The organism is Ruegeria atlantica (genome assembly GCF_001458195.1).
Taxonomy (GTDB): domain Bacteria; phylum Pseudomonadota; class Alphaproteobacteria; order Rhodobacterales; family Rhodobacteraceae; genus Ruegeria; species Ruegeria atlantica.
In genome coordinates this window covers 63,307-83,292 of record NZ_CYPU01000049.1, presented here as the reverse complement: position 1 = coordinate 83,292, position 19,986 = coordinate 63,307, and the positions used below count along the sequence as shown (strand labels likewise).

The 19,986-nt window shown below is 58.6% G+C and carries 15 protein-coding genes and 1 pseudogene; 9 read left to right on the top strand and 7 right to left on the bottom strand.

Annotation, left to right across the window (positions count from 1 at the left end):
* The first annotated feature begins 70 nt into the window (after positions 1 to 70).
* On the top strand, positions 71 to 973 hold the full coding sequence (locus tag RUA4292_RS15340) for a LysR family transcriptional regulator (RefSeq protein WP_058278392.1): 903 nt from the start codon (positions 71 to 73) through the stop codon (positions 971 to 973).
* Here RUA4292_RS15340 and RUA4292_RS15335 read toward each other — a convergent pair.
* A complete protein-coding gene (locus RUA4292_RS15335) occupies positions 964 to 1,815 on the bottom strand; it encodes a LysR substrate-binding domain-containing protein (RefSeq protein WP_058278391.1) in 852 nt (283 codons plus the stop codon). The two genes, RUA4292_RS15340 and RUA4292_RS15335, sit on opposite strands and share 10 nt — an antisense overlap.
* A gap of 103 nt (positions 1,816 to 1,918) precedes the next feature.
* Between RUA4292_RS15335 and RUA4292_RS15330 the strand changes: the two genes are divergently transcribed.
* Positions 1,919 to 2,620 carry an SDR family oxidoreductase gene (locus RUA4292_RS15330; protein ID WP_058278474.1) on the top strand — a complete coding sequence of 234 codons (702 nt, stop codon included), beginning with the start codon at positions 1,919 to 1,921 and terminating at the stop codon, positions 2,618 to 2,620.
* Positions 2,621 to 2,622: 2 nt separating this feature from the next.
* On the opposite strand, the gene RUA4292_RS15325 is transcribed toward RUA4292_RS15330, so the two are convergent.
* Genes RUA4292_RS15325 through RUA4292_RS15310 form a run of 4 tightly spaced genes read right to left on the bottom strand, consistent with a single transcriptional unit; the run spans position 2,623 to position 8,348 of the window.
* Positions 2,623 to 3,894: an NAD(P)/FAD-dependent oxidoreductase gene (locus RUA4292_RS15325; protein ID WP_058278390.1), complete on the bottom strand. Its 1,272-nt coding sequence runs from the start codon at positions 3,892 to 3,894 to the stop codon at positions 2,623 to 2,625.
* A 39-nt stretch (positions 3,895 to 3,933) separates the two neighbouring features.
* Entirely contained in the window at positions 3,934 to 4,968 is a 1,035-nt protein-coding gene (locus RUA4292_RS15320) for a hypothetical protein (RefSeq protein WP_058278389.1), read from the bottom strand.
* On the bottom strand, positions 4,965 to 7,157 hold the full coding sequence (locus tag RUA4292_RS15315; RefSeq protein WP_058278388.1) for a dehydrogenase E1 component subunit alpha/beta: 2,193 nt from the start codon (positions 7,155 to 7,157) through the stop codon (positions 4,965 to 4,967). Before RUA4292_RS15315 ends, RUA4292_RS15320 begins: the two co-directional genes overlap by 4 nt.
* Positions 7,158 to 7,181: 24 nt before the next feature.
* Positions 7,182 to 8,348, bottom strand: coding sequence for a pyridoxal phosphate-dependent aminotransferase (locus RUA4292_RS15310; protein WP_058278387.1), 1,167 nt, complete (start codon positions 8,346 to 8,348; stop codon positions 7,182 to 7,184).
* Between the two features lie 96 nt (positions 8,349 to 8,444).
* Between RUA4292_RS15310 and RUA4292_RS15305 the strand changes: the two genes are divergently transcribed.
* Positions 8,445 to 9,335, top strand: coding sequence for a LysR substrate-binding domain-containing protein (locus RUA4292_RS15305; RefSeq protein WP_058278386.1), 891 nt, complete (start codon positions 8,445 to 8,447; stop codon positions 9,333 to 9,335).
* A gap of 159 nt (positions 9,336 to 9,494) precedes the next feature.
* Here RUA4292_RS15305 and RUA4292_RS15300 read toward each other — a convergent pair whose 3' ends face one another.
* Positions 9,495 to 10,652 carry an acyl-CoA dehydrogenase family protein gene (locus tag RUA4292_RS15300; protein WP_058278385.1) on the bottom strand — a complete coding sequence of 386 codons (1,158 nt, stop codon included), beginning with the start codon at positions 10,650 to 10,652 and terminating at the stop codon, positions 9,495 to 9,497.
* A 126-nt stretch (positions 10,653 to 10,778) separates the two neighbouring features.
* Entirely contained in the window at positions 10,779 to 11,342 is a 564-nt protein-coding gene (locus RUA4292_RS15295) for a TetR/AcrR family transcriptional regulator (protein ID WP_058278384.1), read from the bottom strand.
* Positions 11,343 to 11,643: 301 nt separating this feature from the next.
* Between RUA4292_RS15295 and RUA4292_RS15290 the strand changes: the two genes are divergently transcribed.
* The 6 genes and pseudogenes from RUA4292_RS15290 to RUA4292_RS15265 all read left to right on the top strand — a co-directional run bounded on the left by RUA4292_RS15290 (position 11,644) and on the right by RUA4292_RS15265 (position 19,965).
* Complete coding sequence (locus RUA4292_RS15290; RefSeq protein ID WP_058278383.1) at positions 11,644 to 12,108, top strand: nuclear transport factor 2 family protein; 465 nt, start codon at positions 11,644 to 11,646, stop codon at positions 12,106 to 12,108.
* A gap of 11 nt (positions 12,109 to 12,119) precedes the next feature.
* Positions 12,120 to 12,740: a pyridoxamine 5'-phosphate oxidase family protein gene (locus tag RUA4292_RS15285; protein WP_058278382.1), complete on the top strand. Its 621-nt coding sequence runs from the start codon at positions 12,120 to 12,122 to the stop codon at positions 12,738 to 12,740.
* A gap of 307 nt (positions 12,741 to 13,047) precedes the next feature.
* A complete protein-coding gene (locus tag RUA4292_RS15280; RefSeq protein WP_058278381.1) occupies positions 13,048 to 15,528 on the top strand; it encodes a heavy metal translocating P-type ATPase in 2,481 nt (826 codons plus the stop codon).
* On the top strand, positions 15,525 to 15,914 hold the full coding sequence (cueR, locus tag RUA4292_RS15275) for a Cu(I)-responsive transcriptional regulator (protein WP_058278380.1): 390 nt from the start codon (positions 15,525 to 15,527) through the stop codon (positions 15,912 to 15,914). Before RUA4292_RS15280 ends, cueR begins: the two co-directional genes overlap by 4 nt.
* A 94-nt stretch (positions 15,915 to 16,008) precedes the next feature.
* A pseudogene (locus RUA4292_RS15270) lies at positions 16,009 to 16,884 on the top strand (NAD(P)-dependent oxidoreductase); the annotation flags it as partial.
* 15 nt (positions 16,885 to 16,899) lie between these two features.
* Positions 16,900 to 19,965 carry an aminotransferase class III-fold pyridoxal phosphate-dependent enzyme gene (locus tag RUA4292_RS15265; RefSeq protein WP_058278378.1) on the top strand — a complete coding sequence of 1,022 codons (3,066 nt, stop codon included), beginning with the start codon at positions 16,900 to 16,902 and terminating at the stop codon, positions 19,963 to 19,965.
* Positions 19,966 to 19,986 lie beyond the last annotated feature (21 nt).

Here is a 19,986-nt window from a genome sequence, read left to right as displayed (position 1 = left end):
CCTCCTGATTTCTAGGTCTCACCTAATGCGGCGTGGACAGTAAATCCATTCATGAATAATCATAAGCGGTATGAGCAAAACAGATTTCATGGATCTGGATGGCAAAGTCCTGAGGGTCTTTCTAACCATTCTCGAAGAAAACTCGGTGTCCAAGGCCGCAGATCGGCTTGGCGTGACGCAATCGGCCATCAGCCACACCCTGTCCAAACTTCGGGTGGTTCTGGGCGATCCGTTGTTCATCAGATCAGGGCAGGGTCTGACGCCTACTGAGCGCGCCTTGTCCCTGAAAGACCCTGTGCGGCAGGTTCTGGACAATATGCGCGCGCTGACCGAGGACCGCCCGTTCGACCCGCTGTCCGAAGAGATAGTCTTTTACATCGCCACAAACGACATGCCGAGGGAATTGATTTTCCCGCAATTGCTGCAAAAGGTTCGGACCGAAGGCGTGCGGCTGGGGTTGGGGTTTATCCCATCAGGTGTTCCAGACCCTGAGCTGCTGCGCAGTGACCGGTGTCAATTGATGCTGACGCCTTTGCCGCCGGATGGGCCGGACATCTTTCAAAAGCGCATCCTCAGCAGCCCGTTGATGATCTACTATGATAGCACGCGACGATCTCCTCCGGACAGTTGGGAAACCTATTGCGAAACCGAACATGTCGAAGTGCGCTTTGCGGATGGCCGCAGCTCGCGCGCTGTTATGCGGGGTGTCGATCAAAACCAGATCAGGCCACCGACGGTTACCTTGCCGCATTTCAATGCCATTACCTCATTTGTGAAAGGCGGCGACCTGATTTCAACCGATACGGCGTTGATGAAACACGGGCCGCTACATGCGTTGGATTGTGCACCTCTGCCCTTCGCGTGCGACCCTGTCTCTATCTACATGGTCTGGCACCAAAGATCTTCCAACGACCCGGCACATCGCTGGTTGCGTGACAGGATCGAAGCCATCGCAGCGACGCTTCAGGATTGAGACAGCAACCAGTCTTTCATCACTGCGACCAGCGCGGGTTGGCGTGGCTGTTTGGGTGTTACGATGTAAAAGCCCAAGTCCTCGACCAGCTCGTCCGGGATCGGGCGCACCAACTGACCGGCGGCCAACTGGGCAGAAACAAGCGGTTCGTTAGCAAGCGCAACACCCTGGCCCGACACGGCTGCGTCGATGGCAAGGCTGGTCTGGCTGAAACTCATCATCTTCGGCTTGCCCGTGATCCCTGCACGCTGCAGAAACAAAGGCCACAGCCCATGGGTGTCGTTCAGCAGAGTGTGCTTTGTCATGTCAGCAGGATGCGCAATTCTGGCCGCCATCTCAGGACCGCAAACCGGAACGAAAGTTGTGGAAAACAGAGGCACTGCGACCACCCCGGATCCAAACGGCGCACGCCCTTGCCGAACAGCAATGTCGACACCGTCTGCCTGGAAATCCGCCAGCCGTTCCCGCGCGTCGACCTGCACGGCAATATCAGGGTGGTGCCGCGTAAAGTCCGGAAGTCGTGGAACCAGCCATTTCGAGGCAAAGCTGGGCGTGACAGATATAGTTATTTGTCTGTCCCCAGAAAGATCCTCGACGGCCTCTTCGATCAGTCGGAAGGCCCGGCGCAAGGGCGCATGGAACCTGCGCCCAGCCTCGGTCAGCGCAAGGCCGCGCGGCAGGCGGTCAAAGAGCGTCACAGCCAATCGCGCCTCAAGTCCGCGTACTTGCTGGGCGACAGCACCTTGGGTGACGCCCAGATCCTCGGCAGCCAAGCGAAAGTTCAGATGCCGCGCCGAAGCTTCGAAGGCCCGCAAAGCGTTCAGAGGGGGAAGAGCCGTCATCGTAGCATCCTGTAGTTTTTCTACACCATAAGGCCAGCAGAACTGATTGGTCAATCAGATCGCCAAAGCGCATCTTCATGCCATCAATGAATGGAGAAATCACATGACCAAAGTGGCGCTGATAACAGCGGGCGGCAGCGGAATGGGCGCAGATTCAGCCCGACGTCTGGCCGCAGATGGATTTAAGGTCGGCATCCTGTCGTCTTCTGGCAAGGGTGAGGCACTGGCGAACGAGCTGGGTGGTGTTGGCGTGACCGGGTCAAACCAGTCGACGGATGATCTGCAAAAACTGGTCGATACCGCGATGTCCCATTGGGGGCGTATCGACGTGCTGGTCAACTCGGCCGGTCATGGCCCGCGCGCGCCAGTGCTGGAGCTGTCGGACGAGGATTGGCACACCGGTATGGACGTCTATTTCCTGAACGCCGTCAGACCAACCCGGCTGGTGACACCGATCATGCAGAAACAAGGTAGCGGGTCGATCATCAACATTTCAACCTTTGCCGCTTTCGAACCCGACCCTGTTTTCCCAACCTCGGGTGTTTTTCGCGCGGGTTTGGCGGCCTTCACCAAGCTGTTCTCGGATCATTACGCGGCTGACAACATCCGGATGAACAACGTATTGCCAGGGTTCATCGACAGCCTGCCAGAGAAAGAGGAATTCCGCGCGCGCATCCCGATGGGCCGCTATGGACGCAGCTATGACGAGATCGCCTCGGTCGTGGCGATGCTTGCGTCAGAAGGCGGCGGCTATATCACCGGTCAGAACATCCGGGTGGATGGCGGCATCACCCGCGCGGTCTGAGGTCAGAACCGCGCTTTGACAAAATGGGTCAGCGCCGCGCCGGTTTCAAAATAGGCGCGACGTAGCCCTATCCACTTTTCCTGATACTCGGGGACTGCGGGCACTGGCAAAAGACTTGGGTCGTCCTGCAACAGACTTTGGGCAACAAGGCGGCCAAAGACAGTGCCTGGCCCGATTCCACGCCCCGAAAATCCATGAACGGACAGAGCGTTGGGACCGATCTGCGTAATCTTCGGGATGTGGTCCGACGTCATGGCTATGCGGCCATGCCAACCTTCGACCAACGGCTGATCATTCAGTTGCGGATATAACTGAGCCAGTTTGCACTTGATCCAGCTCTTGTGAATCCCGCCGCCTGCCTGATCCAGATCACCCATGGCACCGATGATAAACCGCCCCTCTTGATCCATTCGGAACGAGGTCATGATTAGGTCTGTGTCCCAGCACCCCTCATCGCCCGGCATAACGCTAGCGCGCAGATTGTCCGACAATGGGGCCGTGGCATATTGGAAATAATAGACCGGCACATAGGCGGGGGCCGATGCGGTCAGATCACGGTGATAGGCATTGGTCGCCTGAATGACCCATTTGGCGCGCACTGTGCGCCGAGCAGTCTTCACCTCCCAGATTCCATCCATTTGCTGCATGGACAGAACCGGATCTTGCGTGGAAACTGACGCGCCAGCCTCGATCCCGGCACGGGCCAATCCACGCACATATGCCAATGGCTGGATGGTCCCGGCGCGCGGATCGAACAGAGCACCGCCAAAGGCCGCGCTGCCCGTTCGCTGCGCTGTCAGTTCTGCAGACAGCAACTCAACCGGTGCACCAGCAGCACTGAGTTGCGCATGGCGGACCTGCAGATCCCGAAGACCCGCAGCCGAATGCGCACAATGCAGAGTTCCGTTGCGCACGGGTTCGCAGTTTATCCCATGCTGGTCGATCAGGTTGAACACCTCTGACGGGGCAGCAGCCAGAAGGTCAATCAACCGGTCCCCAATCGTGTCGCCGAGATGCGCGCGAATCTCAGCGGGCGGCAGCCACAGCCCCGCATTCGCCAGCCCGACATTGCGGCCCGATCCGCCGTGACCGATGTCATGCGCCTCAAGCAGACAGACCGAGGCACCAGCCTTGGCTGCAGTCAGGGCCGCAGAACAGCCGGTGTACCCACCACCGATCACCGCCAGATCAACAGTGATATCACCGGTCGAAACACTGGGTTCGACAAGTTCACGGCATGTGTTCAGCCAAAGGGACTGGTTGTGGTCGCTCACGTCGCGCTCCTTGAAATTGCGCGGATCATCAGGGCAGTGTCAGCCGGTTGCAAGCGCTCTTTGATCCTCGCGCCCCATGGCGATCAGGAAGGGTTGCGCATCCTGTTTCGCTTGAAAATCAGCCTTGTTACCCATGCCACGCCAGTTCGCCAGAACAAGAGATTGCGCCACTGCGCCACCTAAGGTCGCGCCGGGGCCAGTAACAATGAACACGTCTGGCGCGAACTCATGCGCGGCGGTCTGGATCGCTCGGGTAAAGTCATAGGGTTCGGTCACTTGGTGGCCCAGGGTATAATCCCAAAGCGCCTGCGTATCCGTCGCACCCGGCCACCAAACCTTTCCGCGACCGTCGATCAGGGGGCGTTCAGGCTGTCGGAACAAATCCGCGCCCAAGAGCGTACGCCCTTCGGCAGCGACCGGTGCCTGCAAGGATGTGTGAAACGCGGCATGGTTTGGCAAGCGCATCGGGAAACGGTCCTGCACGGTGGGTTGTGACGCCTCGAAAGCCTTCAGCCCCATTTCATTGCCTGCCAGAACCAGCATTCCACCCAGATCAATTGACAAAGCAAGGTCGTGACCTGCCATCGCATTGATGCGTTTTACATCCGCCAGCAGCTCTGCCTTGCGAACAGCGTCGTCCGCCCAACCGTCGTCGGCAAAGGGATAAACCAACTGACCACCGATCAGGTGATCCTGCATCAGTGTTCCCATCGTGTTCACGACGCGAAACCCGTCCTCAGGCGACAACGCCCCGGCAGCGGCCAGCGCAATATACCACCCCATCGAGTTCCCGGTGACCGCGACCACCTCGATATCATCGGCCAACGATTGCGCGTCCGCCAGCGAAGCTGCGTAGATGAGCGGTGAGGCAATATCGCCTTTTGAATACTTTGAAACTGTGAACCGCGCTGCGCCATCCAATGCGGTAACGGCCTCTTGCCCTGCTTCCGCACGTATCGCGTCGAAGCGCCTAAACATCGCAGTCTGCTGCGCGTGATGGCGATGCATATAGCCAAGCTCGGGCTTGTTGTATGTACCCCGACCGGGGCAGATCACGACAGCTGTGCGGGTCATGAGCGGCCCTCCGTCAGTTTTAGCGCAGCGGCGACAATCCCCTCTTTCGACGGCAGCGGAGCGGCATAGGCGGGTCCAGTGGCGATAAAACAATCTTCGGCCACGACGCGTGCAGTTGGGGTCGTGGGACTGTTTTCGGTGAAAAAGGTCATCAGCTCCTCGGACTGGCTGCCGGTCCGGCGACACTCGTCGACGATAAGGACGTGTTTGCAACCCTTTGTGGCCTGACACAGATCCTCAATCGGGAGAGGTGCCAGCCAGCGCATGTCGATGATACGGGTTTTCACGCCTGCTGCCTCCAACTCGGGCAGAGCCTGTTTCGACAAGTAATGCCCGTTTCCATAAGTGACGATGGCCAGATCTTTACCCTCGCCATACACGCCCACCTCACCCAGCGCGATACTCTGGTCAGGCAACGGATACGTCGTCATCCAGCCTGCGTCCTGTGCATCGTGCAGATCGCGCATCGGATAAAGCGCAATAGGTTCCAGAAAGACCACGACCCGCTGTTCTTCGCGCGCCAGCCGTACGCATTCGCGCAGCATCTTCGCCGCATCCGCGCCAGTCGATGGGCAGGCAATGATCACGCCGGGGATGTCGCGCAGGACTGCCAGCGAGTTGTCATTGTGGAAATGGCCGCCGAACCCTTTCTGATACCCAAGCCCCGCGATGCGTAGAACCATCGGGTTGGTGAACTGCCCGTTCGAAAAAAAGGGCAGGGTCGCGGCCTCGCCCCTGATCTGATCCTCGGCATTGTGCAGGTAAGCGAGGAACTGGATTTCGGGGATCGGAAGGAACCCGTTATGCCCCATGCCAATGGCCAGTCCCAGAATGGACTGCTCATCCAACAGCGTGTCGATAACCCGGTCCGGGCCAAAGCGTTGCTGCAGTTTCTGGGTCACGCCATAGACGCCGCCCTTGCGGCCGACATCTTCGCCCATGCAGACGACCTCGCCGTGTTCCAGCATCAGATCGGTCAGCGACCAGTTGATCAGACGGCTCATGGGTTGCGGATCATCCATTGCCCGCGTGTCGCCGCCAAAGGCCTTGGCGCGCGCTTCGGCGCTGGGGCCGTTGTTGGGCTTGCAGGCGCGTTTGGGTGGGATCAGGCTGGCCATGACCTCGGACGCAGTAGTCAGATGCGGGCGGGTTGCGGCCTCCGCCGCAATGCGGTCCGTGCGGGCGCAGGTATCTTCGTAGATTTTCAACGCCTGTTCCGGCGCCAATGCCCCGGCTTGTTCCAGCAAGCGCACCGAGTGCAGCAGGGGATCGTTGGCCTCGTCCGCCTCAACCTCGGACTTCGGCAGGTACGTGGTCGGCACATCTGCGCCCGCATGGCCGTAAAGACGCACGGTTTTCAGATGCAGGAAGGCCGGTTTCCGGCGGGTACGGACATACTCGGCGGCGTCTTGCGCCACCGCGAAGGTCTCATAGATATCCAGACCGTTGGCCTGAAAATACTTGATCCCGGGGCGGTGTTCCATCGACGCCTGTATCCAGCCTTTTGGCGTTTTGACCGAGATTCCGATCCCGTTATCTTCACACACAAACAACAGCGGCAGAGGCGTCGACTGCACGCTGGTCCAGCCTGCGGTGTTGATCGCGCCTTGCGCTGTAGAATGATTGGCCGAGGCATCCCCGAAGGAACACATCGCAATCCCGTCCAAGGGCAGTTCACGGTGTTCAGGATCGTGTCTCCGCGCGGCACCTAGCGAATACGCAGCGCCCACCGCCTTGGGCAAGTGGCTAGCGATAGTCGAGGTCTGCGGTGGGATCGTCAACGCTTTGGACCCCAGTACCTTATGCCGCCCGCCCGAGGTCGGATCCTCTTTCGAACAGGCAAAACTCAGCAGCATGTCCCACGCGATCTGCTGGCCCGGCACCTGCTCAGCCCGCGCGATCTGGAACGCCGCGTCCCGGTAGTGAAGAAAGGCGATATCGGTCGGGCGCAAGGCATGCGCCACGGCGGCCATCCCTTCGTGGCCGGATGATCCGATAGTGTAAAACCCCTGCCCCGCCTTCTGCATCGCCCGGCTTGTCCGGTCCAACGCACGGCTAAGGACCTGTGACCGGAAAAGCGACACCACATCGGTATTGCTCAGACCCTGCCGCGGGTTTACTCCGTCGGGAAAGTCGCGATTGGCGACCCGGGTCAGGAAATTCTCGTGAACGATCTGGGCGCGATCCATTGGGTGTCTTCCGGAGTTATTTGGTTACAATTTGGCGGTAGCTTCCGCGATACGGCGCATACCTTCTTGCAGGCTTTCAGCGGCATAGGCAAAAGAAAGCCGCAAATGCCCCGACATCCCAAACGCACGCCCCGGCACCAGCGCCACACCCGCCTCATCCAGCAGAAAGCGACAGAATTCATGGTCTGTGGCCATTTTCGCGTGAGTTTTGGGAAAGACGTAAAACGCGCCATCCGGCAGGGCACATTCCAGACCAGCGGCGTTTAGCCCTTCGACAACCAGATCGCGGCGCGCTCGCATTGCCTGACAGCGTTCTGCCAGCAAGCCTTGCGGCCCGGTGATGGCCTCCAATGCTGCAGCCTGGGCAATCGAACACGCCCCCGACGTGATTTGCCCCTGCACGGCAACCATCGCCTTGATCAACTCAGCAGGGCCGATACCCCACCCGATGCGCCAGCCTGTCATGGAATAGGCCTTGGACACGCCGTTTACGATCAACGTTCGTTCCGCCAATGCGGGAACAGCCTGCACAAAGGGCGTGAAAGGCACAAATGATAGGTGTTGATAAATCTCGTCAGAAATTACCCAGACCTGAGGATAGTTTTGCAATACCGCGCCCAGCGCCTGCAATTCCGCCTTGGAATAGACCGCGCCAGTTGGATTGGACGGGGAATTCAGCAGCAGCCAACGCGTGCGCGGGGTGATCGCGGCCTCCAACTGATCCGGCGTCAGTTTGAATTTCTGCGTCGCCGGACAGCTGACGACTACGGGGACACCGCCAGCCAAACTGACCATATCCGCATAGCTTGTCCAGAATGGAGCAGCCATAATCACTTCATCACCGGGGTTCAGAGTTGCCATCATTGCGCAGGACAAAACCTGCTTGGCACCCGTCGAAACGACTACGTTCTCGGGATGCGCGCCAGCCTCAGTCGCTATCGCTGATCGCAAAGCGGGCGTTCCTGCCGTTGCGGGGTATCGCGTCTGCCCGTCAATAGCTGCGCGGTTGGCCGCCTCAACGACATGCGACGGCGTTGGGAAATCAGGCTCACCAGTGCTGAGCGCGATTACGTCGACACCCTGCGCCCGAAGGCGCGCGGCCTGTTCGGAAATGCGAACGATCTCTGACAGCTCAATACCGTCCAGCCGGTCGGCGGGCTGAAACTCTTGAATTCTGGTCGTTATGGTCATTGGTCCACATCCACATTGGAATCCACGCCTCTGTATCGGGCTGGTGAACGGCAATTTCCAGTGATATTCCGTGTGAAAGGTATGAGGATATATCATATGATAGCACCACGTCGGTTTCTCCCCTCGATCCCCTCTCTTCTGGCATTGGAGGCAGTTGATCGCCTCGGCAGTGCCTCGGCTGCAGCCGAGGAGCTGTCGCTAACCCAAAGCGCGATCAGCCGACAGCTAAAGTCCATGGAGGACCAACTGGGCGTCGCGCTCATTCAGCGAAACCAGATGCGATTGCACCTGACCCCCGCCGCGAAAGACTATGTTCAGGTGGCGCGCACAGCGTTAAACCAGATTGCGCAGGCGTCACTGAAACTGAAGGCCAACCCAACAGGCGGGTCGCTGAACCTGTCCATCCTGCCCGCCTTTGGAATGCACTGGCTGGCACCACGCCTGCAGGATTTCGCCCGTCGCCACCCCGAAGTGACCGTAAACCTGAGCACATGCCTCAAGCCGTTTGATTTCGAGACCGAACATTTTGATGCCGCCATCCACTTCGGCCAAAAGAACTGGCCGGGCGTCAACTACCTGCCGATTATGCGTGAAGATGTGGTTCCGGTCTGCGCGCCGGGCCTGTTGCCCGATCAGGAGCGGGACTTGAGCTGGCTGATGACAGCCCCTTTGCTGCATCTAGAGACCCGACCGGACGCTTGGGAGCGATGGTTTGCGGCACAAGGGCGTGACACATCGGGGATGCGGGGAATGCTGTTCGATCAGTTCTCGACCATGGTGCAGGCCACGATCCACGGGTTGGGAGCGGCGCTATTGCCCAGCTATCTGATCGAAGACGAGCTGAAAACCGAAAGGTTGGTTCCAGCATGGAACGGGCCCCATATCAGCCTTGGGCAATTCTTTCTGGTCTGGCCACAGTCACGACCGGAATCCGAACCGCTACGGTCGTTTCGAATATGGCTGCAAGGTCAGGTTGGCCCATTCTGATCCTAAACTGCACAGCCGAACACTGCGCAGCCTCCGGCTTTGCGTCCTGCGGACGGCAGAGGGGCCGGGCAGGTGCGGGCTGCGCCCGCACCTGCCCGGCCCAACAGGAGGAGACGTTTTCCAAAAACGTTGACGACAGGCGGGAGCTCTTTGGGTGCGTTACTTGTCCAGCGAACGGGCGATCAGTTCCTTCATGATCTCGTTGGTGCCGCCGTAGATCATCTGCACCCGCGCATCCGCATAAAGCCGTGCAATCGGGTATTCCATCATAAACCCGTACCCACCGAACAACTGAAGGCATTCGTGCATGATCTCGTTCTGCACTTCTGAACCCCAGTATTTCACCATAGAAGCCGTCGCCGCATCCAATGTACCAGCCTCAAGCTGCGCGATGCAGTCATTGACGAAACTGCGCAGAACCTCGGCCTTGGTTTTGCACTCGGCCAGTTTGAAACGCGTGTTCTGAAAGTCCATAACGCGCTGGCCAAAAGCCTTGCGTTCCTGCGTATAACGCACTGTCTCGGCAATTGCGAAGTCGATCGCGCCCAACGCCATGATACCTATGGTCAGGCGTTCCCACGGCAATTGCTTCATCATCTGATAGAAGCCCTGACCTTCCTCGGGTCCGATCAGGTTGGTCATGGGAACCTTGACGTCTTCAAAAAACAGCTCGGCCGTATCGTTGGCCTTCATCCCCAATTTCTTGAGGTTACGGCCGCGGCGAAACCCTTCTGCGCCTTCGGTTTCTACGGCGATCAGCGATACGCCCTTGGATCCCTGCGTCTTGTCCGTCTTTGCGGCTACCAGGATCAAATCGGCGGATTGTCCGTTGGTGATAAAGATCTTGGATCCGTTCAGGCGATAGGAATTTCCGTCTTTGTCCGCCGTGGTGCGAACGGACTGAACGTCCGAACCTGTTCCCGGCTCGGTCATGGCCAAAGCGCCAACCATTTCACCGGATGCCAAACGGGGCAGCCATTTGTGTTTTTGATCCTCGCTGCCATAGGCGTTCAGGTAATGGACAACAATCGACTGAATTCCAAAACCCCAACCCGAGTCACCGCGTGCGGCTTGCCCGTACATCGTGACCGCGTCGAACCCAATCCCGCCGCCAACGCCACCATATTCCTCGGCAATAGCGCCGGCCATCAGCCCCATATCCCCGGCCTTGCTCCAGAATTCGCGATCGACCATGCCATTTTGGTTCCAGCGTTCGATATTGGGTACAAGTTCGTCGTCCATGAACCGGTTTGCCATTTCGGCAAACATCTGATGTTCGTCAGTGACCCAGTTGGCGGTTGGCTTGAATAGCGACATGTAGGCTTCTCCCAAATCGAATTTCGATAAGGGTAGCGTTGGGCACCGCGCAAACCAACCCATCCACCGGATTGCTACGCAACGTCTTTTTCGTACAAGACCTTACGTTCACAGGTTTAAACCCGGTCAAGCCAGAGCATTATCCAGCAGAACCTGTGCCGCTGCCTTTGCATCTCGCGCAGGATCGCAGCTTTTTACCAGGACGGCCGTGACGATTGCGCCCTCTTGCAAGAGCAGCAGCTGGCATCCCAATGCATCGGGATTACGTGCGCCCGCCTTACGGGCCAAATCGGTGAGAAACTCGAGCATCAGATGCTTGTGTTCGGCTGCCTGCGCATGGATTGGGTGATCTTGTTCCTGATACTCTGCGCCCGCTTTGATGAACATGCATCCGCGAAAGCTGTCCTCCAGGAACCATTCGCCCAGCACATCGAAACTGGCGATCAGCCGTTCGGCAGGTGTATCGGCTAGCTCATCTACCCGTTGCAGGAACCATTTGCGAAAGTTCTCATCCCGCAATTGCAAAGCCGCCAGGATCAGCTCTTCCTTGGTACGAAAATGTTTGTACATGGACGTTTTCGACACGCCCGTCTCGACCACCAACTTGTCCATGCCGGTGGCGTGAAATCCGTTACGATAGAAGACCTGCAAAGCCTTGCGGACCAGCTCGTCACGTTTGTTCGGGCGCATCTGACAGCTCCTGTATGTACTGATCGGTACATAATGCACCACAGCGATGGCTGCAACAGACACAGCCTAACCTGCTGTTTTTACTTGCTCCCCCTAGGAGACGAAAATGTGGGATCAAAAAAAACCAACTCAACACTTGAAAAAGGTTACCGATCTGTACACATTCAGGGCACAGTGTACCGATCAGTAAACTCAGGAACGAACATATGAGACCCCGCACCAGACCTCTCTCGCACCAGTACATCCCCCTTCTTTTGACCATCGCCTTGATGGCAGCTTCTCTGACCTGAAAGACCTACAAATGAACCGTCCTCCTCTGCCCCCGTTCACTCAGGAAACCGCAACGCAAAAAGCGCAAATGGCGGAAAACGCCTGGAACAGCCGTGATGCGGATGTCGTGACCCCGGCCTATACCGAAGACAGCCAGTGGAGAAATCGGGCAGAATTCCTTAGCGGCCATGCAGACATCCATGCCTTTCTGACACGCAAGTGGCACAAGGAACTGGACTATCGGTTGATCAAAGAGCTGTGGGCCTTTTCCGGTGACCGCATAGCGGTTCGTTATGCATATGAATGGCGTGACGACAGCGGTCAGTGGTTCCGGTCTTATGGCAACGAAAACTGGCGATTTGCCGAAGATGGTCGAATGGCCGAACGCCACGCATCGCTGAACGACCTGCCGATTGCAGAAACAGAACGTCTGTTTTTCTGGCCGCAAGGCCCCCGTCCCGACGATCACCCCGGCCTGTCCGATCTGGGACTTTGAAAGGAAATCTCATGCCTCGCGCCTTTTCCGAACTGACCTTCACACCTGCCGTCCGAGCCCATCAGGAACGGATGGGATCTGCCAAGACCTATGCCAAATTCATCGAAAGTGGTCCGCAGCAAGGCCACGAAATCGGCGAGCCTGAAAAGGCGTTTATCGAAGCCCGGGACGGGTTCTATCAATCCACCGTGTCCGAAACGGGTTGGCCATATGTGCAATACCGTGGCGGACCGACCGGGTTTCTCAAAGTTCTGGGACCGCAGACAATCGGTTATGCCGACTTTTCGGGCAACAAACAGTATATCTCGCGCGGAAACCTGGATGGTAATGACCGGATTGCAATGATCCTGATGGATTACGCCAATCGGCGGCGCCTGAAAATTCTTGGCCGGGTCGCGTTCACCGAGGGCGAAGATGCCTCTACCAGCCTTTATCCTGACGGTGCCGATGCCCTGGCTGAACGCGCCGTCATCATCCGGGTCGAAGCGCTGGACTGGAACTGCCCGCGCCACATCACGCCCCGCTTTACCGAGGCCGAGCTTCGCCCACATCTGAACTCGCTAGGGCAGCAATTGGCGCAACTTCAGGCAGAAAACGATAGCTTGAAGCAAGAGCTTGCAAAACGGTCCTGACCCAACAGCGCCTGAAGAACCTCTCGTATCAGGACTTTGCCCATGTCGCGATCTTCATTGAATATGGCCGGTTTCATTCTTTTAGGCATTGCGCTGAACACAGCCGCCGTGTCGCTTGCGTTCTTCGCCTCCCCCGAGGCCGTCAGATCGCCGCCGCCGGATAACTACAACTCTCTCTTGCTAGAAATGTTTGCGAACAGGTGACGCCAACGCGCGGGTTGAAAAAAAGAAAATCCGCGATACCTCTTGACCTTCCCGTGACTGGAACCCCCATTTGGAGGGCAGATAACACATCGGGACGAGTCGCATGGCTACGCCGCAAACAACACAACTTAAAATCTCGGGCATGTCCTGCGCGTCCTGCGTGGGGCGTGTAGAAGCCGCATTGCAATCGGTGCCAGAAGTGACCGACGCCTCGGTCAACTTTACGACCGAAACGGCGCAGGTCACACATACCGGGCCGATCAACGCACTGACTGACGCCCTGAGCAATGCCGGGTACCCGGCGGCCAGCAAGCAGACGACCCTGAAAATTGGCGGGATGACCTGCGCCTCGTGCGTGGCAAAGATCGAGAACGCGCTGACCGCTGATCCTGCGGTCGTCGACACACAAGTCAATCTTGCGACCGAAACCGCTGTGGTCACGTTTATCGACGGGGCCACCGACCCGCAAAAGCTGGCCAGTTTGTCTGAGGCAGCAGGATACCCTGCGCGCGTGGCAGACAGCATGACGGCTGACCAAACAGACCACACGAAATCCGACGAAGCGCATGCGCTGACCCGCGCGACGATCTTCGCAGCGGCATTGGCTCTGCCAGTATTCATTCTGGAAATGGGCGGGCATATGATCCCGGCCTTCCACCATTGGGTCCAGGCCACAATCGGCACGCAAACCAGCCACCTCATCCAGTTCGCACTGACCTCGGTCATACTGATTGGCCCGGGGCGCGTGTTCTATGCCAAGGGGATCCCGTCACTGATGCGCGGATCGCCGGATATGAACGCGCTGGTCGCTTTGGGAACGGGGGCCGCCTATTTGTTTTCCGTCACCGCAACCTTCGCCCCGCAGATCCTGCCGCAGGGTAGCGCCAATGTGTATTTCGAGGCCGCCTCGGTCATCGTGGTTCTCATACTGCTGGGCCGGGTCATGGAAGCGCGCGCCAAAGGCAGGACCGGGGCCGCGATCCGCAAGCTGGTTGGGCTGCAGCCCAAAACAGCGCGGGTCGAACAGGACGGAAATTTCATTGATCGCCCCATCGCCGACATAACAGTAGGCGATACCCTGCAGATCCGCCCGGGCGAACGAGTTCCCGTGGATGCCGAGGTTCTGGACGGCACCTCTTATGTGGATGAAAGCATGATCACGGGCGAACCGGTGCCGGTGGGCAAGTCGCCATCGGATCAGGTCGTTGGTGGTACGGTGAATGGCACCGGAGCGCTGCGGGTACGCGCAACACGCGTTGGTGCCGATACGGTGTTGGCGCAGGTGATCCACATGGTCGAACAGGCTCAGGGGGCGAAGCTGCCGATCCAAGGGCTGGTCGACCGGATTACTGCGCGATTTGTGCCCGTTGTGATGGCTGTTGCGCTGCTGACGATTGCCGTTTGGTTGTTCGTTGGCCCAGAACCGGTTTTGCCATTGGCGCTGGTCGCCGGCGTCTCGGTTCTGATTATCGCCTGCCCTTGCGCCATGGGCCTTGCGACACCAACCTCAATCATGGTCGGCACTGGCCGCGCGGCAGAATTGGGTGTGCTGTTCCGCAAAGGCGATGCGTTGCAGCAGTTGCAACAAGCTAAGGTGGTCGCACTGGACAAGACCGGGACACTGACGCGGGGGCGGCCGGAACTGGAGAGTGTTACGACTGCAAACGGCTTTGACCGCGACAGTGTTCTGCGTTTGGCCGCCGCCGTCGAGGCAAGGTCAGAGCATCCCGTTGCCACTGCCATCACTCGTGCCGGACCATCTGAATTGCCCAAGGTATCAGAATTTGAGTCTCTCACGGGGCTGGGAGTTCGGGCTGTGGTCGAGGGGCATAAGTTGCTGATCGGTTCGGCCAGATTGATGGAACAGAACGACATAACCGTCAGGGACCTGATGGCCGAGGCCAACCAGCGCGCCGAAGAAGGCGCAACCCCTTTGTTTGTCGCCATCGACGGTCACGCCGCTGCAATGCTTGCGGTCGCGGACCCGATCAAGCCCGGCACTGTGCAGGCGCTTGGGCGGTTGCACGAAATGGGGCTAACTTTGGCGATGGTGACAGGCGACAACGCCCGGACGGCGCAGGCTCTGGCGGACAAGCTGGGCATTGATCATGTCACAGCCGAAGTGCTGCCCGATGGTAAGCTTGCTGCGATCAATGCGCTGCGCGACACGTTCGGCGCACTGGCCTTTGTCGGGGATGGCATCAACGATGCCCCGGCACTGGCTTCGGCGGATATCGGCATCGCCATCGGAACCGGCACAGACGTAGCGATTGAAACTGCGGATGTGGTGCTGATGTCGGGTGATCTGCGCGGTGTCGCAAACGCGGTCGAGATCAGCCGCAGAACCATGCGCAACATCAAGCAGAACCTCGGTTGGGCGTTTGGCTACAACATCTTGCTCATTCCGGTTGCCGCAGGTGTTCTTTACCCCTTTGGCGGCCATCTGCTGTCCCCCGCCCTCGCGGCTGGGGCCATGGCATTGTCCAGTGTTTTCGTGGTCTCGAATGCACTGCGTTTGCGGCGCGTCCGGGCCAGCCTGCCTGACACCCCGCAAGGCCATGCAACGCAAACGGTGACCTCATGAATATCGGCGATGTTTCAAACCAGACAGGCCTACCCGCCAAGACGATCCGGTATTACGAAGATATCGGCCTGGTAAAGCCCCTGCGCGATGACAACGGATACCGCAGATTTCGCAGTCAGGACGTGCACAAACTGAATTTTCTGGGCCGCGCCCGCGCCTTAGGATTCACGATCGAGGATTGCCGGACGCTGATGGCATTGTACGAGGACGAAACCCGTGCCAGCGCCGATGTCAAAAAGGTGGCCCGCGCGCATATGGCTCAGATCGAAGCCAAGATCGCTGACCTGAACGCCATGCGGGACACTCTGAGCCATCTGATCGACGCTTGCGCAGGGGACGACAGACCCGATTGCCCGATCCTACGGGATTTGGGCGGCAAAGCGTGACGCGGGGTTGCCCTTTAGACGCAGCTTTGCTTTGTCACTGCTAAACAATCCGGCCCGGTGAAAGAAACGGGTACCGAACAGCAGAGAGGATCTCCAAATGGCAAAAGTCGCGTTTCTGGGTCTGGGTGTCATGGGCTATCCCATGGCCGGTCACTTGCAGGCCGCAGGTCATGAGGTGACCGTTTACAACCGTACCGCCACTAAGGCCGAAGCTTGGGTCGCCCAACATGGTGGCGCCATGGCGACAACGCCCCGAGAGGCCGCGCAGGGTGCAGATTTCGTCATGGCCTGTGTCGGTAATGACGACGACCTACTGATGGTTTGTACAGGTGAAGACGGCGCCTTCAGCGGCATGTCCAATGGGGCGACCTTTGTTGATCACACCACTGTTTCCGCCATGGTGACACGCGAGTTATACGAAGCTGGACAAACACAAGGCATCGCTTTTGTGGACGCTCCGATCTCGGGCGGACAGGCAGGGGCAGAAAACGCGGTTCTGTCGATTATGTGCGGTGGGGATCAGGCGGCGTATGACGCGGCTGAACCGGTCATGCAGGTCTATTCCAAAATTTGCCGTCGTATCGGCGACAGCGGTGCAGGCCAGATGACCAAGATGTGCAACCAGATCGCTATTGCCGGTCTGGTGCAGGGCCTCAGCGAAGCGCTGCACTTTGCCGAGAAGGCGGGCCTTGATGGCCGCGCAGTTGTTGAAGTTATCAGTCAGGGCGCGGCAGGCAGTTGGCAGATGGCAAACCGATATGAGACGATGCTGGATGACCATTTCGAACATGGGTTTGCGGTGGACTGGATGCGTAAGGATCTTGGCATTTGTCTGGATACGGCCAATGAAACAGGGGCTTCGCTGCCTGTGACCGCTCTGGTCGATCAGTTTTACAAGGACGTTCAGAAACTGGGCGGCGGACGCTGGGACACATCCTCGCTGATCAAACGCCTGCGCGCGCTGGATTAAAGGACCGTCGCACTGATGACCGAGTTGACCGAATTCTGGGCCCACGCCCTGCGCATCCATTGGGGGCTTGAGGCCAAACTGAACCGGCTGGACGGCGAATATGACTTCAACTTTCTGGTCAGGGCCACCAATGGTCAGGACTACGTACTGAAAGTCATGCGCGCGGGTTGCGAGGCAGAGTTCATTGACCTGCAGATCAAGGCGCTGAAACACGTTGCCGCCGAGGCACCGGGACTGCCCTTTCCCAGTGTTTTTCCGGATATCAACGGTACGCTGCTGCCGGAAATCTTTGATCAGGATGGGCAGCCCCGACTGGTTTGGTTGCTCGAATGCCTGCCCGGCCAATGCTATGCCAAGGCTGCGCCGAAATACGAAGAACTGATCCTGAAACTGGGCCGCGTTCTGGGGGCAACCGACCGGGCACTGAAACGGTTTACCCATGACGGGCTGCACCGCGCGGATTTCAAATGGGATCTGACACAAGCGGGCTGGATTTCGGACAAGCTGGAGGCCTTTGCCGACCCTGCACGGCAGGCGATATTGTCAGAGATTTGCGTTGAATTCGATGCAATCTCGGGCCCTCTGGCGGGCCTGCCGAAACAGGCGATCCACAATGATGCCAACGACTACAACATATTGGTCGACGGTGAACTGGGTCAGCGGCAAGCCGTCTCTGGCTTGATTGATCTTGGTGATATGTGCGCCGCACCGCGTATCTGCGATCTGGCAATTGCCGGGGCGTATATCGTCCTGGACCACCCAAAACCCGAGCGGGCATTGACGGCGTTGGTGCGTGGCTATCACGCGGCCAACCGCCTGCGTGCTGACGAGGTCGATCTGATCTGGCCGCTGCTGCGGATGAGGCTGGCCGTGTCCGTGGTGAACTCGACCTTGATGGCCGCGGACAATCCGGACGATCCTTATGTGACCATCAGTCAGGCCCCTGCGTGGCGCTTCCTAGAGAACGATACGGTGAATGGCGGCTTGATGTCCGCCCGGCTGCGCGCCGCCTGCGGGTTTCCCGTGACTGACGGAGCTGAACGCATCCACGCTTATCTGGCCGAGCATCGCGGTCAATTCGCGCAGATGTTCGAACAGGATCTGAGCGATATTCCAATGGGATCTCTGTCGGTTGAAAGCTCGACCTGGCCCCAGAATCCGTTTCACATGCCGCTAGACGAAGCCGCGCGCGTCGGCGAGGAGTTCGGAGAAGGCCTTTGGCTGGGTTACTACAACGAACCGCGCCTGATCTATGTCGAGCCGGCGTTCCGCAAAGGACCGTGGAAGGCCTCTGACAGGCGAACGGTGCATTTGGCCGTAGACGTATTCGCCTCTGCCGGAACTGTTTTGCATGCACCGATGAGTGGCCGGGTCGAGGCAGTCGAAAACCGCGATACGCATCTGGATTATGGCGGCGTAGTGATCCTGCACCATGAAACACCCGAGGGTGATCCGTTCTATACGCTCTACGGTCATCTCGACCCCGAGGTCTGTGGTCGGCTGAAACCGGGCGATCCGGTCGCGCAGGGTGCGGCCTTTGCACGGCTGGGGGACGCCACACAGAATGGCGGCTGGGCCACGCATGTGCATTTCCAACTGGCCCTGACAACTGACGGGATGCAGAACGACTGGCCCGGTGTCGGCGATCCTGATGAAATGGAGTTGTGGCACGCCGTTTGCCCGAACCCGGCGGCGCTGTTGAACCTGCCGGACGACAAAGTGTTCTATCGCCCGACCGACAAGCAGGCGATCCTGCAAGCGCGGCATGACCATTTCGGTGGCAACCTTAGCCTGACCTATGATGATCCGGTCATGCTGGTCCGCGGTTGGAAGCATCATCTGTTCGACGAATGGGGCCGTCCTTATCTGGACGCCTATAACAACGTCCCCCATGTGGGCCACGCGCATCCGCGCATTCAAGTGGTCGCAGCAGATCAGCTTAAGCGGATGAATTCCAACACTCGCTACCTGCACCCGGCGCAGACAGCCTTCGCTGACAAAATCCTGTCCAAGCTACCGGATCATTTCAAGGTGTGCTTTTTCGTCAACTCGGGCACCGAGGCCAACGAGCTGGCCTTGCGTCTGGCGCTCGCGCATACCGGGGCCAAAGGCATCGTAACGCCTGACCACGGGTACCACGGAAATACGAATGCGGCGGTGGCGATCTCTGCCTACAAGTTCAACAAACCGGGCGGGATTGGCCAGGCCGATTGGGTCGAACTGGTCGAGGTTGCAGACGACTACCGGGGCTCATTCAAGCGCGACGATCCTGACCGGGCACAGAAATTCGCCGATCTCGTGGATCCGGCTATTGCCGTGCTACAGGACAAAGGCCAAGGGTTGGCTGGCTTCATCGCCGAGACCTTCCCCTCGGTTGGCGGCCAGATCATCCCACCCAAAGGGTATCTGCCAGCCGTCTACGACAAAATCCGTGCGGCCGGCGGGGTTTGTATTGCTGATGAGGTGCAGACCGGGCTGGGTCGCCTTGGTGACCACTATTTCGGCTTTGAGCACCAGGGAGCGCTGCCGGATATCGTTGTCATGGGCAAACCCATCGGAAACGGCCATCCGCTGGGCGTACTGGTCACGACCAAAGCCATCGCCGACAGTTTCAACAACGGCATCGAGTTCTTTTCGACTTTTGGCGGCTCCACCCTGTCCTGCCGGATCGGAAAAGAGGTACTGGACATCGTCGATGACGAAGGCTTGCAAGACAACGCCCGTGTCATGGGTGGGCAGCTGATGGATGGGCTCCGTCAGATCGAGGCTGATTTCGCCTGTGTCGATGACGTGCGCGGCATGGGCTTGTTTCTTGGCATGGAACTGATCAATCCGGACGGATCCGAAGGCACCGAAATCTGCAGTTACGTCAAGAACCGGATGCGCGATCACCGTATCCTGATCGGCAGCGAAGGGCCCAAGGATAATATCCTGAAAATCCGCCCGCCTTTAACTATCGAGGCGGAGGACGTCGAAATGATCCTTTGGGCGCTGCGCGAGGTTTTGTCCGAGGTGGGTGGCTTTGCACCTGCCCCGACTTGCGATCATGATCATCATCACGCGGGCTGCGGGTGCTGCTGAAACAACAAAACCCCGGCTCGC